The following is an 18,507-nucleotide window of genomic DNA, read 5'->3' as shown; positions in this document are numbered from 1 at the left end:
GCCCACAAGAGCCTGGAGAATTTCACCGGTGAATGAAGAATCCCCTCACGTGCGGCCCATGCACTGGGAGGACTTACCCACCCCTACACGATCGGCCGTCGAGGCATTGATGGGGTACGTCAGTGCCGCCACCCCCAGCAACGCAGGACGTAATGCGCAGCTCGCCTCCACACTGCGTGTACCCGGAGGGAAGGTATTCATCAAGGGATTACCCAGTAGCCATAGGAACGTCTTCACGCAGAACAATGAGGCACGCGTAGGACCAAGCCTTCACGGGATCTCTCCCAGCGTACTTCACCACTGTGATGCCGGTGGATGGAACGTCCTGGTCTTCGAGCAATTCGCTGGCAGGCCCGCAGACCTGGCCCCTGGATCTCCGGATTTGACCATGATCGCGTCGACGCTACACAAGCTCCTTTCTGGAATGGAGCATGACACTTCCGTATCACTGCCCATCGAGAAGAGATGGGCTCACCTGGGACGCGATCTGAACCTGCACCTACTGGCAGGAGATGACCTCGTACACACCGATATGAACCGGGAGAACATACTGATCGGGGCGACTCAATCAGTCCTGGTGGACTGGGCACTTCCGGGAAGAGGTGCCCCATGGCTGAATGCGGCCTTCATGATCTCCTCACTCGTCAGCGAGGGCCACTTCCCCAGGGCGGCTGAACGCTGGGCCTGCCAGTCATTTGAAGTGTGGAGAGAAACAGATCCATCCGCCATTGACACCTTCGTCAAGGCCCTTGTCCGCCGCCGCGAAGAGCAAGCCAAGAAGTGTCCAGAGCCGCAGAAGGCGCAACGGCGGAGATTCGCACGCCGCGCTCAGCTATGGCACACCTGCCGAGAAGAGGATAGGACCAGATGCCGGTAGCTCGAAGTGACCCCCAAGTACCGATCGAGGAGGAAATACCGAGGCCCAGAATCTTCCCTGAGCGCCCACCCTCGGCATCGCGACGTTCCATGCCACGCGCCCGACGTGGACTGTGCAACGTCTGGAAGATCTTCTCGGGCTTGCGCTCACGACGTCCGAACGCTGAGCGGCGCACGCCTGCTGTGGCCACCCACACCCGCACCCCGCGCCCTCTCGTGCGCGCTCGCCCGCGGTCCGGCATGGCGCCCCCGGGTCGCCCCCCCCCGGAGGCAGCTGCCCCAGGGCCCCGTACGCATACCGAGCCGCCCGGGGCCGCCCGCCCCCTGTGTCAGCACTCCCGCACAGGGGCCCGCGCAATCACTAGATCGTGTTCGGTTCCGAGTCGGACACCCATCTGCGTGATCGAACGCGAGCCCAACCCAGTCCGCACAACCTCAAAGCACCACATCCGCACATCCACTCGAAGAATTCGCCCCCATCACCCCCGAACGTGGTTCGCCGAGGGCCGTTAGTCCGAGCACCTGTCCGAGATTTGCGTCAACGAGGAGGCGTCATGCGTTACGGCACGCACAGCACCCGGGTCCAGCAAACCTTCGAACAGGGCTGCTCTGACGGACGACCTATGCGTCCCCTCCTTCCTCCCGGAACCCGGCCCCTGAGCGGTCCCAGCCTCACCTCGGGCGCCGCCGCACGCGGAAGTGTCCACCGAGCACGAGCAGGGCTGGGGGTGCAGGCATGACCACACCCGCCGCGCCGTACACGAGCATCGTCGACGTCCTGGTCCTGCTGTACCGGCAGGACGGCCGCGTCCTGCTGCTTCGCCGAGCCGAACCGGAGTATCAAGGTCAGCTCACCATCGTCGGAGGACACCTCGAAGAACACGAGTGGTACGACGAAGGGGCATGCCGGGAGGTCCGCGAGGAGGTCGGCGTCCGCGTCGAGCCCGGAGACCTTGAGTTGAGCTGCACCGCACACCTCCTCGCTCCCAGCGGGCAGCGCCGCCTCGCGCTGCTGTTCACGACGCAGACCTGGACCGGAGAGCCGTACAACTGCGAGCCGGACCGGCACACCGCACTGGCGTGGGTCGAGCCCGGGGAGCCGCCTGCGGATGCCCACCCGTTCACGCGTGAGCTGCTGCGGCAGTTCGTCACCGGTGCACCACGCGCCAACATCAGCATCATCGCCGGCAAGGGAGTCTCGGCATGAGCGAGTTCCTCGATACTCCTCGCCCGGAAACCTCCCCGCCTCCGGCCGATCCAGACCTGGCTCGGTACCTGGCAGAGCACCCCGCCCCCGTGGCCGCTGTGGACGCGTTGATCCGCGACGAGGACGGCCGCCTGCTGATCGTCGACCCGGTCTACAAGCCCGGCTGGGACCTACCCGGCGGCCTGCTCGGCGACGAAGGGCCGGTCGACGGGTTGCTGCGCGAACTCCGTGAGGAGCTGGGTCCGCTCCCCGCGCATGTGGGTCGGCTCCTGGCCCTGGACACGGTCCCCCAGGACGTCTACGGCCGCACCCTGATGGCCTCCATCTACGCAGTCCACCTCGACCGCCCCGTGCCCTGCGAGGAGTTTCGTCTTCAGGCCAAGGAGGTGCGCGCGGCGCAGTATCTGTCCGTGGCCGAGGCTCTTCCCCGTCTTCCGGAGCTGCTGCGGCGAAGAGTGCAGGCCGCGCTGGATGCCGAAGGCGGGGCGGGCACCGCGCATCTGCGTGACGGCAGGCCGGTGGAGACCAGCCAGCGTGATCACTACGCGTTGTTGCCGGCGCCCCTGGTGTCCGCGACCGCCCTCGTCGTCGACCAACTGGGTCGAGTCCTGGTGGTGGAGCACCCGTACGATCACGATGACGGGATCTACTTCGGGCTGCCCGGCGGCATGGTCCTGGCCCATGAGTCCCCCCGGCAGGGCGCCGCCCGGGAGATCGCGGAGGAACTGGGCCTGGAGAACGTCCCGGTGGGGCGGCTACTGGCGGTCGACCATGTGCCCGCGGACCGCTACGGCCGCACCGTGATCTTGCACGTGTTCCATGTCGGACCGCTCACCGAGGAGCAGATCGCCGGTCTCCACTTCTCCGACGGGGAGATCAGCGCAGCGCACTGGCTCTTCCCGGGCGAGGCGGCCGAGCGGCTCCCTGAGCGTGTCGGGCGCCGCGTGCTCGCCGGTGTGCAGGCCCTGCGCGGCGGGAGCTTCGCGCACCTGGAGGAAGGCGTTCCCCACCGCGGGTCGCCGGTCGGGCTGGAGCCTGCGGAACGGGCGCGCCTGGAGCAGGGCGGCGGCCTGGCGGCGGCTGATCATCTCGCGGTGCGGCCGAAGGCGCTGACCGCGTCGGCGGTGTTGTTCACAGATGCCGACGGCCGGGTCCTGATCGTGCGCCCCGTCTACCGCCGTGACGGGCTCTGGCTGTTGCCCGGCGGCGCGATCGACTGCGATGTCGACGAGACACCGCGGCAGGCTGCCGTGCGCGAAGTCCGTGAGGAGCTGGGGATCAGCGTGCCCGTGGGGCCGCTGCTGGCCACCGACTGGGTCCGGCGGCCACAGCGCCCGGCCGAGGTCGTCCACGTCTACGACGGCGGTGTGCTGTCCGCGCGGCAGCTGGCGTCGATCCGGCTGCCGGAGCACGAACTGGCGCAATGGCGCCTGGCGGACACCGACGAGGACCTGTCCGGCCTGCTGCCGGACGGTATTGCTGACCGTATCCGGTCCTGCCTGGCGGTGCGTGCCGTCGGCGGGGGTGCGTTGGAGCTGGTCAACGGCCGCGCGCTGGCCGAGGGCGCGGTGGCCATCGTGTACCGGCCGGACAGCGGCGAGCTGTTGCTGCACGAGCGCGACGAGCAGGCTCCCTGCTGGCCGGGGTACTGGTCGCTGCTCGGAGGCGCGTTGGAGGACGCGGAGTTCCCCGATGAGGCCGTGATCCGCGAGCTATGGGAGGAAGCCAAGCTGCGGGTCAGCGAGCCGCGCCTGGTGGAACGCGTGTGGGACCTCAGCGGCTCGCAACAGCTGATCAGCGTCTTCGCCGTGCCGTGCGACAGCGCCCCGGAGGACCTGGTGCTGGGCGAGGGCCGTCAGCTGCGGTTCGTGCCTCCACAAGAGCTGAACAGCTACCGCATGCCGCCGTACTTGCGGGCCGTCGTCGACCGGTGGCTGCGGCAGAACGCACCCGTGCGGACGAAGCCGGCGAGCCCAACGCACGGTGCTTCACCGACCACTTGACCCCATCTTCCCGTTCCCGACCGTGAGGGAGATCCCGTGGCCCACACCTTGAACATCATCGGTGTCCACCTGCTCTTCGAGCGCATTGAACAGGGACAACACTCGGTGCTGCTCGGACTTCGCGCCCCACAATCCGACTACGCACCAGACACCTGGCACTTCCCCGCCGGACACTGTGAGTTCGAGTCCGTCTCTCAATGCGCCGTGCGCGAGAGCCAAGAAGAACTGGGGATCCCACTCGAACCCGAGCACCTGGACTTGGTGCACACCGTGCACCTCCTGGACCCCAGCAGCACGCAGCCCCGCCTTGGCCTCGTCCTACGGGTGCGGCACTGGACGGGCGAGCCGCGCTTGATGGAACCGGACAAGTGCAGCCAATGGGCCTGGTGGCCCATGAGCGCCCTGCCGGAGCCGATCGTCCCTTACACCAAGGCCGCCCTCGAAGGAATCGCCGCCGGCACCCCGCTGACCGAACTCGGCTGGCGCCCCCAGCCCGCAGCACTCCCCCATGGCCCCGATCCGGCGGCGAAGGAGTCCTGACCTGACCAACCTCCCCAAACGCCCCGACCGCCCCGACCGCCCCCTCACCGCCTACATCCCCTGGAGGCCCGCCATGCACCAGCCCGCTCCTGCCGCCCGTCACGACGGAACGCCTCCTCCCCTTCCTGCTCCCGAGCACGGTCCCCAGGCCACGGCTGCCCGCCGGGAGATGGTCGCCCGACTGGAAGCCAGGGGGCCGCTCGACCCGGTCATCCGCGAAGCCCTGCTCGCGCTGCGCCTGGACCTGCTCGTCCCCCGCGCCTACGTACGGCGCGTCGCGGACGACGTCGAACCGGGTGTGTGGCAGCTGCTGGATGGCTCCCACCCCGAGGACCAGGCCGAGTGGATCAAGGTGCTCCACGGCGGCGACAGCATCCGCATCCAGCACGACGGTGAGCGCCTTGACCAACAGCGGCGCGGCATGGTGACCGGGGGCCGGATCACCTCCATGTCCAGCACAATGAGCATGTCCGCGGAGATGCTCGCCGAGCTGGGCCTGGAGCACGGCCGGTCGTACCTCGATCTCGGCAGCGGCTCCGGCGTCACCGGGGCGGTGGCCTGCGGCATCTGCGGCCCGGACCGGGTAACCCTCCTCGACCGCGACCCGCACCTGACCGACGCCCTGCGAGAGCGGCTCGCGCTGCTCGGCTACCGCCCCCACATCCTCACCGGAGACGGATACGGCGGATGCCCCGCGAACGCACCGTACGAGCGGATCCTGTCCGGCTTCGCCGTGGAGAGCGTTCCGCTCTCATGGGTGGACCAACTCGCCCGTGACGGACGCCTCTTGACCACGATCACGACGCGGTCGCCCAGCTGGCCCGGCCGGGCCATCGTGGAGCGGACCAAGAAAGGCCGGATCGAGGGCACGCTGCGTGCGGTGGGCAACGGCCACCGCCCTGCACACGGGCTGAACTGGCTCAGCGTGCTGGGCCATCGACAGCGGATCGCGGCCGAGCCCGGCCAGCGCCGGAGCACGACGCTGGCGCCGCCGGCGAAGACCGGGCACGGGATGTGGCTCGCGCTGGATTACCTGGCCCCGGGGCTGGTGCGGGACTACAAGGCGGAGCACTTGACGCTCGTCGCCCCCGACGAGGACTCGTGGGTCGTCGTCCGCCCGGCCCCTGGCGGCGGATGGATCGCCGCGTCCGTGGGCGAGCGGCCCATCTGGGACCAGGTCGAGGAGGTGCACGCCCGCTGGGTGGCCGCGGGCAAGCCGTCTTCGTACCGCCTGGACATCGCCGCTGACAGCACCCAGCACGTCACCTCCGGCACCGGCCGCGCCGCCTTGGAGTGGACGCTGCCGCACGACGCCCCGGCGCAGATCCCGTCACCGGCCGGGGAGCGCGCATGAGTGACGCAGTCAGCTCGAGCCCCGCTGACGATGCGCCGAGCGCAGTGCCGCGTCCCCGCGAGCAGACCCTCGGCCTGCCGCCTTCTGCCCTCGAAACGGACATCGACGGCGACATCACCGACGACCTGAAGGAGGCGTACTGGTCGGTGTACGACGGTGCGGCGGCCAGTGCCAGCGTCGGGCAGATCCTGGGGCGGCTGCCGCGGATCGTGCGCCAGGTCGGCCGTCTGGCCTGGTCGACCGACCGGTGGGCGACCGTGCGGCTGGTCGTGATGCAGCTGGGCTCGGCGGCCATGCTCGCCTTCGGCCTGATGGCGACCGTGGGGGTGGTCCAGCATGTCGTGGGCGAGGGGCCCACCCCGGATCGGATCCGGGCTGCCGCGCCACAGCTCGTGGTCGTGGTCGTGGTGCTGTCACTGCGGGGGTTCTTGGAGTACGGCGTCTCGGCGGCTCAGGCCCGGCTGACGCCGAAGATCCGTACCGCGCTGGAGCGGGAGTTCCTGGAGCTGACCGCGCACGTCCGCCTGGAGGTGGTGGACAACGCCGACTGGCACGACGAGGCTTACCGGGCCCGCGATAGGGGCCTGTTCTATGCCCGGCAGATCGTCGGCCAGATCATCTCCCTGGCCTCTTCCCTCCTGGGCCTGGTGGGCACGGCCGGCGTCATCACCGTCCTCCACCCGGTGTTGATCGCGCTGCTGCCGCTGTCCGTGGTGCCGGTCGGGGCCGCCGCCATCTCTGCGGCCCGCGCCCGGTTCCACAGCTTCCGGCGATGGAACGCGCTGCAGCGCCGGGTGAACGTCTTCTCCTGGCTGCTGCTGGACCGGGACTCAGCCGCCGAACTGCGCTCCGACACCGCGCAGCGCGCGCTGCTGGCCGAGCACCGCCGCCTGTCCGAGCACATCGCGGCCGAGGACACCCGGCTCGGCCTCAGCTCCGCCCGGCTGTCCCTGATCGGGCGGGCAGTGGGCGGGATCGGCACCGGCATCACCTACGTCGCGCTGTGCGCCATGCTGCTCAACGAATGGCTGCCGCTCGCCGCCGGCGCGGGCGCGGTGCTGGCCATCCAGAACAGCCGCTCCTCGATGACCTCGACCGTCCAGATCGCCCACCTCGTCTATGAACACGCCATGTGGGTCGACGACTTGCTGCGCTTCCAGGACAAGTGCCGCAAGCTGCTGCCCCGGCGCACCGGCGTGAAGGCACCGGCCGCCGTCAAGGAGATCCAGCTCCGCGACGTCTCCTACACCTACCCGGGCTCGGATACCCCCGCGCTGGACGGGGTGTCGATGACGCTCAGGACAGGGACCACGGTCGCCTTCGTCGGCGTCAACGGCTCCGGCAAGAGCACCGCATCGCGTCTGATCGCGGGTCTGCACGACCCCAGCGCAGGGTCCATCTCCTGGGACGGCGTCGACGTGTTGGACATGGACAGCGAGTCCGTGCAGTCCCGGGTCGCCACGGTGCTGCAGGATCCGGTCCATTTCCCCTTCCCGGCGCTGGCGAACATCACCGTCTCCCGCGGGACGCTGACCGAGGCGGACCCGCAACAGGCCCTGGCTGCCGCGCGGGCCTCGGGTGCCGAGCCCGTCATCGCCTCGCTGCCGAACACCTGGCGGGCGGTGCTCTCCAAGCGGTTCCGTGACGGGCAGGAGCTGTCGGCCGGCCAGTGGGCAAAGGTCGCGGTCGGCCGCGGCCTGTACAAGCAGGCCCCTGTACTGCTGTTGGACGAGCCGACGGCCAGCATGGACCCCAGGGCCGAGCATGCGGTGTACCAGGCGGTGCTGCGGGGCGAGCACCGTGCCGACCGGATCACCGTGCTGATCTCGCACCGCCTGGCGTCCGTCGTCGACTGCCACATGATCTACGTCTTCGACCAGGGCCGGATCATCGAATCCGGTACGCACCGCGAACTCATGGAGCTGGGCGGGGAGTACGCCTCGATGTTCACCCTGCAGGCCGCGGGCTACCTCGCCGCCACGCCTGAGTTGGAGGCGCGCGGCGACGTCAGCGCCGGGGGTGGCACATGACGCCCCCGTGTGATCGGCCGCAGCTCTCCGGCGGACAGCCGCCCGGCGCCGTCGAGCAGGGCGCCAACCTGTGGCGGCATCGGCTCTTCCGCCTCTACCTGTTCGGGGAGGCCACCAGCGTGGCCGGTAGCTCGGTGAGCAGCGTGGCCCTCCCCTACCTGGCCGTCGTCGAACTCCATGCGACCACCGGCGAGGTCGCCCTGCTCACGTTCCTCGCCCAGCTGCCCAACGTCCTGTTCGCGCTCCACGCAGGTGCCCTGGCCGACCGCCGCCGCAAGCGTCCCCTGATGATCGGCGGGGACCTGGTGTGCGTCGCGGTCCTGGCGACCCTGCCCCTGTCCGCGGCCTGCGGCACGCTGAGCCTGTACCAGTTGATGGGCGTCGCCTTCCTCCAGGCCACTGCCGCAGTCGTGCACGACGCGGCGGCCATCAGCTACCTGCCGAGCCTGCTGGACCGCTCCTTGATCCAGAAGGGCAACAGCCGGATCGGAGCCGTGTTCTCCCTGGCGGCCACCGCCGGCAGCACCCTGGGCGCGTTCCTCGTCGGCCTGCTGGGTGCCGCCCGCGCGGTGATGGCCGACGCTCTGTCCTTCGCGGTCAGCGCGTGGTGCATCGCCCGCATCCCCATCGCGGAGCCGCCGCCCGACCGGCGGCGGGGGCAGCAGCTCGCCGACATCCGCGAGGGCCTGCGGTACGTGTTCGCCGACCCCACGCTGCGCACGCTCACGCTCACCAACGCGGTGATCAGCTTCGCCCTGGGCATCATGAACACCGTCTGGGCCCTGTACCTGCTGCGCGAACTGCGCTTCGGCTCCACTGCCTTCGGCGTCGTGATGGCGGTGGCCGCCTGCGGCAGCTTCGCCGGGGCGCTCCTCGCTCCCCGCCTGACCCGCGGGGTCGGGCCCGGCTCGATGATGCTCACGGCCCTGGTCCTGCTCCCCCTCACCCAGCTCCCGCTGCTCCTGGCCGCACCCGGCCTGGGCTGGCAGCTCATGATCGCAGCCGCGCTCGTCGTCCAGCTCTTCTGCGCGAGCGCGGTCGGCACCACGCAGCGGTCGATCCGGCAGGTCATCACCGACGAGCACATGCAGGCCCGGATGCAGGCAGTGAGTACCTGGCTCACCGCCGGTTCCCGGCCGCTGGCCGCCGCCGTCACCGGCGCCATCGGCTCCCTGTACGGAGTGTGGTGGGCCCTCCTCGTCGGCACCCTCTTCCTGACTGCGCCACCGGTCCTGCTCCTGCGGTCCCCCGTACGCAGACTCACCGCGATGCCCCACTCCTCCCCCGGCCTCACACCCACCACCGGGGAGGCAACGACGTGAAGAACAACGCACACCCTGCCTTCCGGCCTTTATTGCCACTAATCACTCCAAGGCGGTAATCGTCATGCCCCCACACGTCCCCGAGCCCACCCAAGCGGCAGCGTTGATCGTCAACAGTGCCGGCCATTACCTGCTGCATCTGCGCGACAACAAGCCCGGCATCGTCGCTTGCCCCGGCATGTGGTCCCTGATCGGTGGCCAACGCGAAGGCAACGAGCCGCTGCACGAGACCATCACCCGAGAACTCGACCAGGAGATCGGACTGGCCCTCCAGGACCTGGCGCCGTTCACCATCTCCACGCGCACCGCGCCCGACGGCACCGAGGAAGCGGTCCAGGTGTTCCTCGGCCACTGGGACGGCGACGCTTCCGCCCTGCCGCTCACCGAGGGCGTCATGTGCCACTGGGCCGCCCCCGAGATGACCGGTCGGCTCCTGACGGACCCGGGCACCGCCGCCGTCCTCAGACAGCACCGCGGCCTTGCCCCCGCGCCACCGCATCCCGGACCGGCGGCCAGCAAGCGCTTCGCCGCGCCCATCGACGTGCACGCGGCCCTGGTACGTCCCGGCACGACCGGGTGGGAGGTGCTGCTCACCCGCCGGGCCGGGAATGTCTATGCCTCGGGCCTGTGGCACATGCCCTCGGGCCACGTCGACGGGAGCCACGAGGACGTCGTCGAGGCCCTCGTCCGCGAGGTCGCCGAGGAAACCGGCGTCGTAGTCGCCCCCCAGGATGTCCAGATCGCCGCGACCGTCCATCACCGCAGCCCTCAAGGCTCCGTCCGCATGGGCATCGTCGGTGTCGTCCGCTCTTGGGAGGGTGAGCCGCAGATCCGCGAGCCCCATCTGTGCAGTGGGATGGCCTGGTACCCCTTGGACCGCCTCCCCTCAGGCATGGTCGCCTACGCACACGCCGGGCTGGAGACCCTGCGCGCCGGACGGCACTTCGCCATCCACTTCCAGCAGCCCGACGACCCCATCGCCCACCCCGTGGACGGCCCGACCCGATTGCGGCTGATGCCGCAGACCGACTCCCCTCTTCTGGCAGGACTGGCTGAGGGCCTCGATGCCCTTGGCCGTCAGTAGGGTGCCCGGGGTGATCGTGGGAAGCGAAGAGACCCGCCTGATCGTGATCCGGGGGAACTCCGCCTCGGGCAAGTCCTCGGTGGCAGCAGGGATCCGTGATCGATTCGGCCGCGGCTTGGCGCTGGTCGGGCAGGACAATCTCCGCCGCGTCGTGCTCCGCGAGAGAGACCGGCCCGGTGCCTCCAACATCGGTCTGATCTCCACGGTGGCGCGCTACGCGCTCGACGCGGGCTATCACGTAGTCGTCGAAGGCATCCTGTACGCCGACCGCTACGGGCAGATGCTGGAGGCCCTCGCAGACGACCACCGCGGCACCACGTGTTGCTACTACCTCGACATCCCTCTCGCCGAGACCCTGGCACGTCATGCGACCAAACAGGATCCCGAGTACCTCGCACAGGTCACCGAGAAGGAGCTGCGCGACTGGTATCGCGAACGGGACCTGCTGCCCGGAAAAGTCGAGACCGTCATCGGCACCGGCAGTCCACTCGAAGGCACCGTCGACTTCATCATGCGCGACACCGGACTCGCCGGCCTGCCCCGGCGCGACCTCTGAGTCCGCCCGCCCGCAACGCCTGACCCTCCCCCTCTTCGACCACAAGGAGCAGCCTCAGTGGGATACACGCAACAGGCCGAATGGCACGACCACTACGCCCGCGGCGAGACGTTCCGGGCCCTGACCGACTCCGAACGCGCCGTCCTGGATACCGCCCTTCGCCCCGCCGGCCCCGCCGTCGCCCTGGACGTGGGCTGCGGCCTGGGCGAACTCGCCCTCTACCTCAACGAGATGGGGTACGCGGTTGACGCCGTCGACTACGCAGAGTCAGCCATCGAACTCGCCGCCGCGCAGGCCCCGGACGACGCCGACGTACGCTTCCTGCGCCACGACATCGAACACGACGACCTCGCCGCCCTGCCCCATGACGCGTACGACCTGATCACTCTCCGGCTGAGCTACGCATTCCTACACAACCGCACCTGGCTCCTCAACCGTCTTGGTGAGCAGCTGCGCCCCGGCGGAGCGGTCTGCATCATCACCTCGCTCGCGGACGCCGTCCCCACGGACCGGCGTGACATCGCCCTCGACGAAGACGAGATCGCCCTGGCCACGGCCGGATGGGCCGCGGCGGAGCGGTTCGACGCCGACGGCATGGCCGTGCTGGTGCTCCGAGAGCCTGCAGCCGGTCCGGTGTCCTTCGCCGACAAGCGACGCCCCGCACCCCAGGGCCTCATCGGCGCGGGTGTCGTGGTCACCGACGAGCAGGGCCGCGTGCTGCTGGGCCGATCCGTACGCGGGGTCTGGGAGTTGCCCGGCGGCAAGCCAACCCCCGGTGAATCCTTCGAGCAGGCGGCCGTCCGCGAGCTGGCCGAGGAGACCGGACTCGAAGCCTCGGTGGACGACGCGCAGGTGCTCGCCGTCCTGATGGACACCACCCACGACGTCCCGCGGCTGACCGCCGCCGTCCGCGTCACAGCTCACCACGGCATGCCCACCGTGACCGAACCCGACCTGTTCCACCGTTGGGAATGGCATTGGCCCAGCGACCTCCCCGCGCTCACGGGCGCGCTGTTCACGCCGTCCGCGCACGTACTGGACTGCGTCTGGCCCGGTCTCCTCAAAGGGCTGCCGCCCGTGCACCGCAACCGCGTCCTCCAGCCCGCCCCACCCGAGGACCCCGAGCAGGCGCGCGAGAGCCACCGGCTGCGCCAGAAGATGACCGACCAGCTGATCGACCAGGGCTACATCGACGACGCCTCCGTCGAGACTGCCTTCCGGCGTGTGCGTCGCCACCTCTTCCTCCCCGGCATCCCACTGGAGACCGTGTACGCCGCAGCCGACGCGACCGTCACCACCAAGTGCGACGGCAACGGCCGGGCCACCAGCACAGTCTCGGCGCCCTGGCTGCAGGCCGTCATGCTCCGCGAGGCCGCACTCGGCCCCGGCCAGAGCGCGCTGGAGATCGGATCCAACGGCCCCAACGCCGCACTCATGCAGGAACTCGTTGGCCCCAACGGGCAGGTCACCACACTGGACATCGACCCGTACGTCGTCGAGCGCACCGCGCGATTCCTGCCCGCCGCGGGTTACGACCGGGTGCACGTCGTACTGGGAGACGGCGAGCACGGCGCTCCCGGCCTCACCGACGAAGGCTCCCTCGACGCGATCCTCGTGACCGTCCAGGCCCTCGACATCCCTCCCACCTGGATCACTCCGCTCGTCGAGGGCGGCCGTCTGGTGGTCCCGCTGAGGATCCACGGATACAGCTGGGCCATCGCCTTCGAGAAGCGCGGCGACGAGCTGGTCAGCCGCTCCTACACGGTGTGCGGCTTCGTCCCCATGCAGGGAGCCGGGGCCCGGGTGGAAGACGTCGTGTCCCTACGGAGCGGGGAGATCCGCGTGCGCTTCCCCGAGGGCGGCACAGCGGACGCAGAGCTGCTCACCCAGGCGCTTAAGGCGCCGCGTCTCGAACGTCGGACCGGCGTCACGCTGCCCGGCAACACCTCCTTCGACAAGCTCATGCTGTGGCTCGCCACCACCATGGACGGCTTCTGCCGCCTGGCCGTCGACCCGGAACTCGACACGGGGATCGTCGAGCGCCCAAAGGGCTGGGACGCAGCTGCCGTGGTCCGAGACGGGTCCCTCGCCCGCCTGCTGCTCCAGCAGACCACCGCCTCGACGTGGGAGTGGGTCATCCACGCCTACGGACCGGCCGCCGAGCAGCTCGCTGAGGAGATGACGCAGCAGGTCATCATCTGGGACCGCGACCACCACGTCCGCGACGCTCCCCGCTTGACGATCCGCTCTCGTCTCAACGGCGACACCGAACCGACCCGCGCCCGCACCGTCGCGAAGCAGCACACGCTCCTCGACTTTGACTGGACGCACCCTCACCGCACCAGCCTCTGATGCCGGGCCCGTCACAACCCCGCACGCGGTCTCCGCCGCTCCCGGAAGCCTCTCAGTACGACATCAGTCGCCCCACCCACCCGGAAAGCGACCCCATGCCACACCCTCGCCGCATAAAGATCGTGACCTGCAACTTCGAGCAGAACGGATTCGGAAGCCGCGCGTTATGGCTCGACATGCACCAACGACTCGCCAAGATCAAGCCAACGATCCTGTGCCGCCAGGAGAACCCAGGCCACGCGGAGTCGGGAGCCGGATCCACCCTCTTCAACGAGTCCAAGCGCATCGTCGGACTGGCCGGCCGCCTCGGCCCCGGACTCGGCGCCACTGCCCTGTACTACGACCCCGAAGTCTTCACGGAGATCACCACCTGGGAAACGCACTGGCCCAACTGGCTCCTGCACCCCACGGCCATGACGCTGCGCGTGAACGGCACCGAGAACATCGACATGGTCACGGCCTGCGGCCATCTGTCGTACAACTCCGCCGCGCTCCGCGAGATCCAGGCGGACGACGTGACCCGCTTCGCCGACCGAGTCGTGACGTACGAGCACCGCGGCCAGAGGACCGCCCGCAAGCTCCCGGTGCTCGGCATAGGCATGGACTGCAACAGCTACGTCGATCCGGCCCGCCTGGTGGCCGGCGAGACCCCGATTCCGCGCCTGGACCAGATCGCAGACCTTCAGCACCGCGCCCACCGCAGCTACGAAACCGCTGACGGGCAGCGCGTCATGGACTCCCGCCCGGACCGGACCATGCTGATCGCAGGGCTGGAGGACGCCGCCCGGCACGTCGCGCTCGCCCAGCAAGACGCGACGCCCGTGGCGCCGACCGTGGACGCGAGCGAGACTCACGGGCCCGCCCACCGAGTGGATCGCATCTACACCGGCAGCCTGCTCCTGCCCGCGCTGGTGTCGGTCGAGGTCGTCGACATGAAGGGGCTCTCGGACCATCACACCGTCGCCGCAGTGTACGACCTCGACCTGCTCGTCGAGGTCTACCACAGCCATTACGAGCTGACCGCGTAGCCCGCCCCCTGTGCCGGGCTGCGCCCCGGGCGACAGCTCCCGCACTCGCACGAGGCATGCGCCAACTCATCTGCTTAGCAAGGGAAGCCATGAGGACAAGAAGGATCGCGAACTTCAACGCCTACAAACTCACTCCCAGTACCCGAGGAACCAGCTCGTGGGCCGCCCGGGTAACGGCCATCCAGGAGATCGCCCCCGACATACTCGGGCTCCAGGAGATCGTCATCGACGAAAGCGCCACCCCCCACGGCTCCTGGGCAGCAGAGGCCGCCCGGCTCATCCAGGACCTCGCCGAGGAGTGCAACCTGACAGCTACGGTGAGGCCGACAGCGGGCCACCCCCATGGCGCCGCCATGGCTGCCAACTGGCACCGCCCCTGGTTCACCGCGATCCTGTGGAACCCCGACACCGTCCAGTTGGTCGACGACTCCTTCCGGCCGTACGGAGCACCGGACTTCTGGCACGGGTGCACGACCGCGCGCTTCGACGTCGGAGGCCGGGAGCCGGTGCTCGTCGCCAGCTACCACGGCGACCCGTTCCGCAAGGACTTCCGCGCCAACGAATCGCTGCGCCTGAAGGGGACCTTCCGGCAGACCGGCGGAGTCCAACCCGGTTTTGTCGTGGGCGACTTCAACTCGATCTCCGCAGCCGAGATCGAAGACGGCGATGGCGGACGCCGGTACTACGACGACGAGCCGTATCTCGACATGGACCACGACGACCTCGAATTCCAGGTGCAGGACGGTTCGATCGGGGGGATACAGCTGGCCGACCGGCAGCCAACCCAGTCGCTGCTGCGCAAGGGATTCATGGTCGATGCCGCCGCCCACCTGGGCGCCCCGTGGCAGGCGACGACCGGGCACTGGGAGGACGGGCGGGGTGATCCTGACCCCTGGGGTGCGCGGCGTATCGACTTGATCCTGGCCACCCGCTCCGTCGCTCCCGCTCTGACTAGCTACCGGACTCACCGGAGCCCCGCAGCAAAGGATGCGGCCGACCATCTTCCGGTCTATGCCGACTTTGACCCCCTCAACATCAGCGAGGAGCAATGATGCAGCGAATCATGGCGCCGAACCCGCCCTGGGGCTCCGGCGGTTCACCCGGACCGGCCCGTGCGGGAGATCGCCTCCCGGTAGCGTGGCAGCGAAGTGACCAAGTGGCAGGGGGGCGTTGACGTGGAGGACTTCTTTTCCCGGGTCGAGAACCGCCAGCACGCCTGGCCGCCCGGCCGGAAAGACCTGCACTGGCTGATCATCCCGGACCCGGACATCGCCCGGGACCAGCTGTATATGCCGTATCGCGCCCTCGCCGAGGAGCCCGGCCTGTGCCCAGTGCAGCCGCAGTGGATGCACCTGACGGTCCTGCACGCCGGCCCGCAGAACAGTGCGACCGACGCCGAAGTCGACCAGCTGGTGGCCAAGGTCGCCAAACGGGCTGCCGATATCGCACCGTTCGAGGTGACTTTGTCGCGGCCGGACATCGGGAACGTGGCGATCGAGTCCAAGGGATATCCGGGCGCCCCGCACAGGGCCCTGTGGGAGATGACGTGGCAGGCGCAGCAAGCCGTGGTCGGTGACCGGTGGCCGCTGATCCCCAAGGCGGCCTATCCGCACCTGTCCCATGCCTACGCCGGCGGCGAAGCCCACCTGGCCGACCGAACCAGGCTCAAGGTGTTGTTGTCCGACGTGCCGGGCGGCGAGGTGACGGTGCCGGTCACCACGCTCACCCTGGTCGCGGAATGGCATGACCGCCGCGAGATCATGTGGGAGGTGCTGGCCGAGGTGCCCCTCGGTGGGAGCCGGTCGTGAGCACGCTCTAGGTCGAGACGTTGACCAGCCAAGCCGGGCCGGACGCATCATGTGCACCGGGCTGGCGCCTCGTTGATCAGGGAGACAACGGATGTACGACCCTGTGCACTTTCTGGCTCCGGCAGGCGTGGACGACCCGCAGCGCCCCAGCGGGGGAAACCGGTACGACCTGGAGTTGCTGCGGGAGCTGGGTGAACTCGGATACCGGATGAACCTGACGCCGGTGGCCGGCACGTGGCCCCGCCCTTCGGACGCCGACCGACGGGAGCTTTCCCGCATCCTGGAGGCCCTGCCCGAGGGCTCGACGGCGCTCTGGGACGGACTGATCGCCTGCGTTCTCTAGCCAGTCTGTGTGTGTTGCTGCGTGGCAGCGAGTTCCGGTCATGCGTGCGCGGGTTCCAGACGGATTGATCAGTCACCGCTCGCCTGATGTCACCGCATCGCTACCGTCCGTGCTGTTCATTGGGGTCGTGGGGCGTCCGGGCGGACCTGACGGGTCGTCGGTGGTGCGGTCACGGCATTGCGCGAGGAGGGGCACGTGGCTGGCGACGTTCAGCAGCAGGAAGATGACCAGAATCTGTGGCGGGCGGTCTACACGACCGACCGTGGGTGGAGCGAGGGGACGGCGTTCGCCGACCATCTGAGCGTTGCCGCTCCCGCCCTGGCTGAGGTGGACGGCACGCTGTACTGCGTGCACCGCGGCGCGCGGCAGGAAGGGTACAGCCACCTCCCGCTCCACTGGACCTCGTTCAGTCCCGCCTCGCTGCTGCCGTTCGTCACCGTGCTGGAGCAGGCCAGTGTGCCGTTGCCCGAGGGCGCGAGTGACGAGGAGCAGCAGCAGTGGCAGGACGGCGTCACGGTCGCGGCCGAGGCTCTGGACAAGGCCCGCAGGTGGACGCCCGACGACACCGCCGACGGGCTCGACAGTGCCGAGACGCCGGCGATCGTCAACGACGACGGCACTCTGCGGATGGTCTTCACCAACTTCGACTCGGTGCATTTTGACGCGGAGGGCAAACCGCAGCTCCAGGCGACGTCGCTGTGGGAGACCCAGCTGGAGAAGGGCGCCGACGGGAAGCCGAGGTGGGCCGAAGCCCGTCCGGTCTGGGTGAACGCACAGCTGCCGCTGGCGCCCGGTCTGGCCGTGTACAACGGGGCCGTGCACCTGGTCTTCGTCGACCCCGACAGCGCGTACGCCCAGCACTACGTCCGTGACTCCAAGGGCGAGTGGACGCCGGTCATCACGGTCGAGGACCCCACCACGTACACGAGGGACCCGTCCCGTCCCTCACTGCCGTACTGCGGCGGGGGCCGGGACGCGCTCAGCCGGGAAGGTCTCAACAAGTACGGGTGGCCCGGCAACGCGGCCCTGACCGTGCACGAGGGCAAGCTGCACCTGCTCGTGCGTGTATCCCCGAGGGCCGGGGCCATTCACGAGGACGGAACCGAATTGCAGGGGGGTGCGCTGGTACACAGCTGGTTCGATGGCACCACCTGGGCCGATGAGGGCGAGACGATTCCCGAGGGCCAGGAGGACCACACGCCGGAGTCCCGCCGTGGTGCCGCGCTCGCCTCCTTCGACGGCAAGCTGCACGCCGTCTTCCCCGCCATGTACGACGACAGGCTGAACCACTCCACCTGGACCAGCGACGGCAGTTGGAGCCGCCCGGTCGCGATGGAAGGCCACGACTCCAACAACACGCCTGCCCTGCTGCCGTTCAAGGACGGCCCGGAGGGCCTCGAGCGCGAGGTGCTGCTCCTCGTCCACCGGGGCGTCAACCGGTATGTGCCGCCCGCCCCGCCGGTGCCGCCCGCCCCGCCCGCCCTGGAGGACGTGGCCGAGAGGGGCACCCCGGTGACCGGGAAGCTCCTGACCGCCTACGGTGCCCGCGACTGGTCCCGCCTTGAGCACCAGTTCACCCTGACCCCGGCCACGATGAACAACGGCGAGCCGGGCCTCATCGTCACCTTCGAGGCGTGGGCCCAGTACTACTGGCTGTGGTGGTGGTACCGGGACAACCTCCGCGACGGTTCCAGGCCCAGCCTCAGCGGCACCTTCTTCCTGGCCGAAGAGGGCCACCTGGGCAAATGGCTGGGCCGCATGACCTTCGGCGCGGGCTCCGACTCCGGTTACTGGCGCTACGAAAAGGTCTTCACCGGCGTGGAACCAGGCCGCAGTTATCGAGCGGGACTCGTCTCCGCGGAGAAGACGGGCGGCTACTGGTCGGGCGCCCGCGCCCCCTTGGAGGCCGTGGACGCCCCGTTCAACACCGATCAGTACAGCAACGTCACCAACTTCCGCAGCAGCTTCGTCAGCATCACGATGCCCGACTGACCCCGGGGGCGA

14 protein-coding genes are annotated in these 18,507 nt (G+C 69.3%); all 14 read left to right on the top strand.

The genetic code is table 11. The annotated features are described in order from the left end of the window. Positions 1-1,612 precede the first annotated feature (1,612 nt). Positions 1,613-2,083, top strand: coding sequence for an NUDIX domain-containing protein (locus tag ACFWZ5_RS04865; RefSeq protein WP_384890385.1), 471 nt, complete (start codon positions 1,613-1,615; stop codon positions 2,081-2,083). Between the two features lie 89 nt (positions 2,084-2,172). Further along, entirely contained in the window at positions 2,173-4,086 is a 1,914-nt protein-coding gene (locus ACFWZ5_RS04860) for an NUDIX domain-containing protein (protein ID WP_384890383.1), read from the top strand. Between the two features lie 36 nt (positions 4,087-4,122). Further along, positions 4,123-4,626: an NUDIX domain-containing protein gene (locus tag ACFWZ5_RS04855; RefSeq protein WP_384890381.1), complete on the top strand. Its 504-nt coding sequence runs from the start codon at positions 4,123-4,125 to the stop codon at positions 4,624-4,626. Between the two features lie 169 nt (positions 4,627-4,795). After that, positions 4,796-5,980 (top strand): protein-L-isoaspartate O-methyltransferase, encoded by a 1,185-nt coding sequence (locus ACFWZ5_RS04850; protein ID WP_384890379.1) that lies wholly within the window; start codon positions 4,796-4,798, stop codon positions 5,978-5,980. Beyond that, positions 5,977-8,010: an ATP-binding cassette domain-containing protein gene (locus ACFWZ5_RS04845; protein WP_384890377.1), complete on the top strand. Its 2,034-nt coding sequence runs from the start codon at positions 5,977-5,979 to the stop codon at positions 8,008-8,010. Before ACFWZ5_RS04850 ends, ACFWZ5_RS04845 begins: the two co-directional genes overlap by 4 nt. Then, positions 8,007-9,332, top strand: coding sequence for an MFS transporter (locus ACFWZ5_RS04840; RefSeq protein WP_384890375.1), 1,326 nt, complete (start codon positions 8,007-8,009; stop codon positions 9,330-9,332). Before ACFWZ5_RS04845 ends, ACFWZ5_RS04840 begins: the two co-directional genes overlap by 4 nt. A gap of 64 nt (positions 9,333-9,396) precedes the next feature. Beyond that, positions 9,397-10,416, top strand: coding sequence for an NUDIX domain-containing protein (locus ACFWZ5_RS04835; protein WP_384890373.1), 1,020 nt, complete (start codon positions 9,397-9,399; stop codon positions 10,414-10,416). Further along, positions 10,397-10,972: an AAA family ATPase gene (locus ACFWZ5_RS04830; RefSeq protein ID WP_384890371.1), complete on the top strand. Its 576-nt coding sequence runs from the start codon at positions 10,397-10,399 to the stop codon at positions 10,970-10,972. The genes ACFWZ5_RS04835 and ACFWZ5_RS04830 overlap by 20 nt, the downstream gene beginning before the upstream one ends. Before the next feature lie 57 nt (positions 10,973-11,029). Beyond that, positions 11,030-13,324 carry a methyltransferase, FxLD system gene (fxlM, locus tag ACFWZ5_RS04825; RefSeq protein WP_384890369.1) on the top strand — a complete coding sequence of 765 codons (2,295 nt, stop codon included), beginning with the start codon at positions 11,030-11,032 and terminating at the stop codon, positions 13,322-13,324. A gap of 95 nt (positions 13,325-13,419) precedes the next feature. Continuing rightward, entirely contained in the window at positions 13,420-14,352 is a 933-nt protein-coding gene (locus ACFWZ5_RS04820) for a hypothetical protein (protein ID WP_384890367.1), read from the top strand. A gap of 56 nt (positions 14,353-14,408) precedes the next feature. After that, positions 14,409-15,404: an endonuclease/exonuclease/phosphatase family protein gene (locus tag ACFWZ5_RS04815; protein WP_384890365.1), complete on the top strand. Its 996-nt coding sequence runs from the start codon at positions 14,409-14,411 to the stop codon at positions 15,402-15,404. A 96-nt stretch (positions 15,405-15,500) separates the two neighbouring features. Continuing rightward, a complete protein-coding gene (locus ACFWZ5_RS04810) occupies positions 15,501-16,160 on the top strand; it encodes a 2'-5' RNA ligase family protein (protein WP_384890363.1) in 660 nt (219 codons plus the stop codon). A 91-nt stretch (positions 16,161-16,251) separates the two neighbouring features. Then, complete coding sequence (locus ACFWZ5_RS04805; protein WP_384890361.1) at positions 16,252-16,503, top strand: hypothetical protein; 252 nt, start codon at positions 16,252-16,254, stop codon at positions 16,501-16,503. A 195-nt stretch (positions 16,504-16,698) separates the two neighbouring features. Beyond that, positions 16,699-18,495 carry a hypothetical protein gene (locus tag ACFWZ5_RS04800; RefSeq protein WP_384890360.1) on the top strand — a complete coding sequence of 599 codons (1,797 nt, stop codon included), beginning with the start codon at positions 16,699-16,701 and terminating at the stop codon, positions 18,493-18,495. Positions 18,496-18,507: the final 12 nt, after the last annotated feature.

Source organism: Streptomyces sp. NPDC059003, assembly GCF_042740445.1.
GTDB lineage: Bacteria > Actinomycetota > Actinomycetes > Streptomycetales > Streptomycetaceae > Streptomyces.
The sequence above is the reverse complement of the archived record's forward strand: the minus strand, read 5'-3'. Positions and strand labels throughout refer to the sequence as shown.

What these genes read in the sequence shown, in the direction of transcription:
- ACFWZ5_RS04840 (WP_384890375.1), top strand. Translation starts at nt 8,007, where the DNA reads ATGACGCCCCCGTGTGATCGGCCGCAGCTCTCCGGCGGACAGCCGCCC.
- ACFWZ5_RS04820 (WP_384890367.1), top strand. Translation starts at nt 13,420, where the DNA reads ATGCCACACCCTCGCCGCATAAAGATCGTGACCTGCAACTTCGAGCAG.
- ACFWZ5_RS04805 (WP_384890361.1), top strand. Translation starts at nt 16,252, where the DNA reads ATGTACGACCCTGTGCACTTTCTGGCTCCGGCAGGCGTGGACGACCCG.
- ACFWZ5_RS04815 (WP_384890365.1), top strand. Translation starts at nt 14,409, where the DNA reads ATGCGCCAACTCATCTGCTTAGCAAGGGAAGCCATGAGGACAAGAAGG.
- ACFWZ5_RS04845 (WP_384890377.1), top strand. Translation starts at nt 5,977, where the DNA reads ATGAGTGACGCAGTCAGCTCGAGCCCCGCTGACGATGCGCCGAGCGCA.
- ACFWZ5_RS04830 (WP_384890371.1), top strand. Translation starts at nt 10,397, where the DNA reads ATGCCCTTGGCCGTCAGTAGGGTGCCCGGGGTGATCGTGGGAAGCGAA.
- ACFWZ5_RS04865 (WP_384890385.1), top strand. Translation starts at nt 1,613, where the DNA reads ATGACCACACCCGCCGCGCCGTACACGAGCATCGTCGACGTCCTGGTC.
- ACFWZ5_RS04850 (WP_384890379.1), top strand. Translation starts at nt 4,796, where the DNA reads ATGGTCGCCCGACTGGAAGCCAGGGGGCCGCTCGACCCGGTCATCCGC.
- ACFWZ5_RS04835 (WP_384890373.1), top strand. Translation starts at nt 9,397, where the DNA reads ATGCCCCCACACGTCCCCGAGCCCACCCAAGCGGCAGCGTTGATCGTC.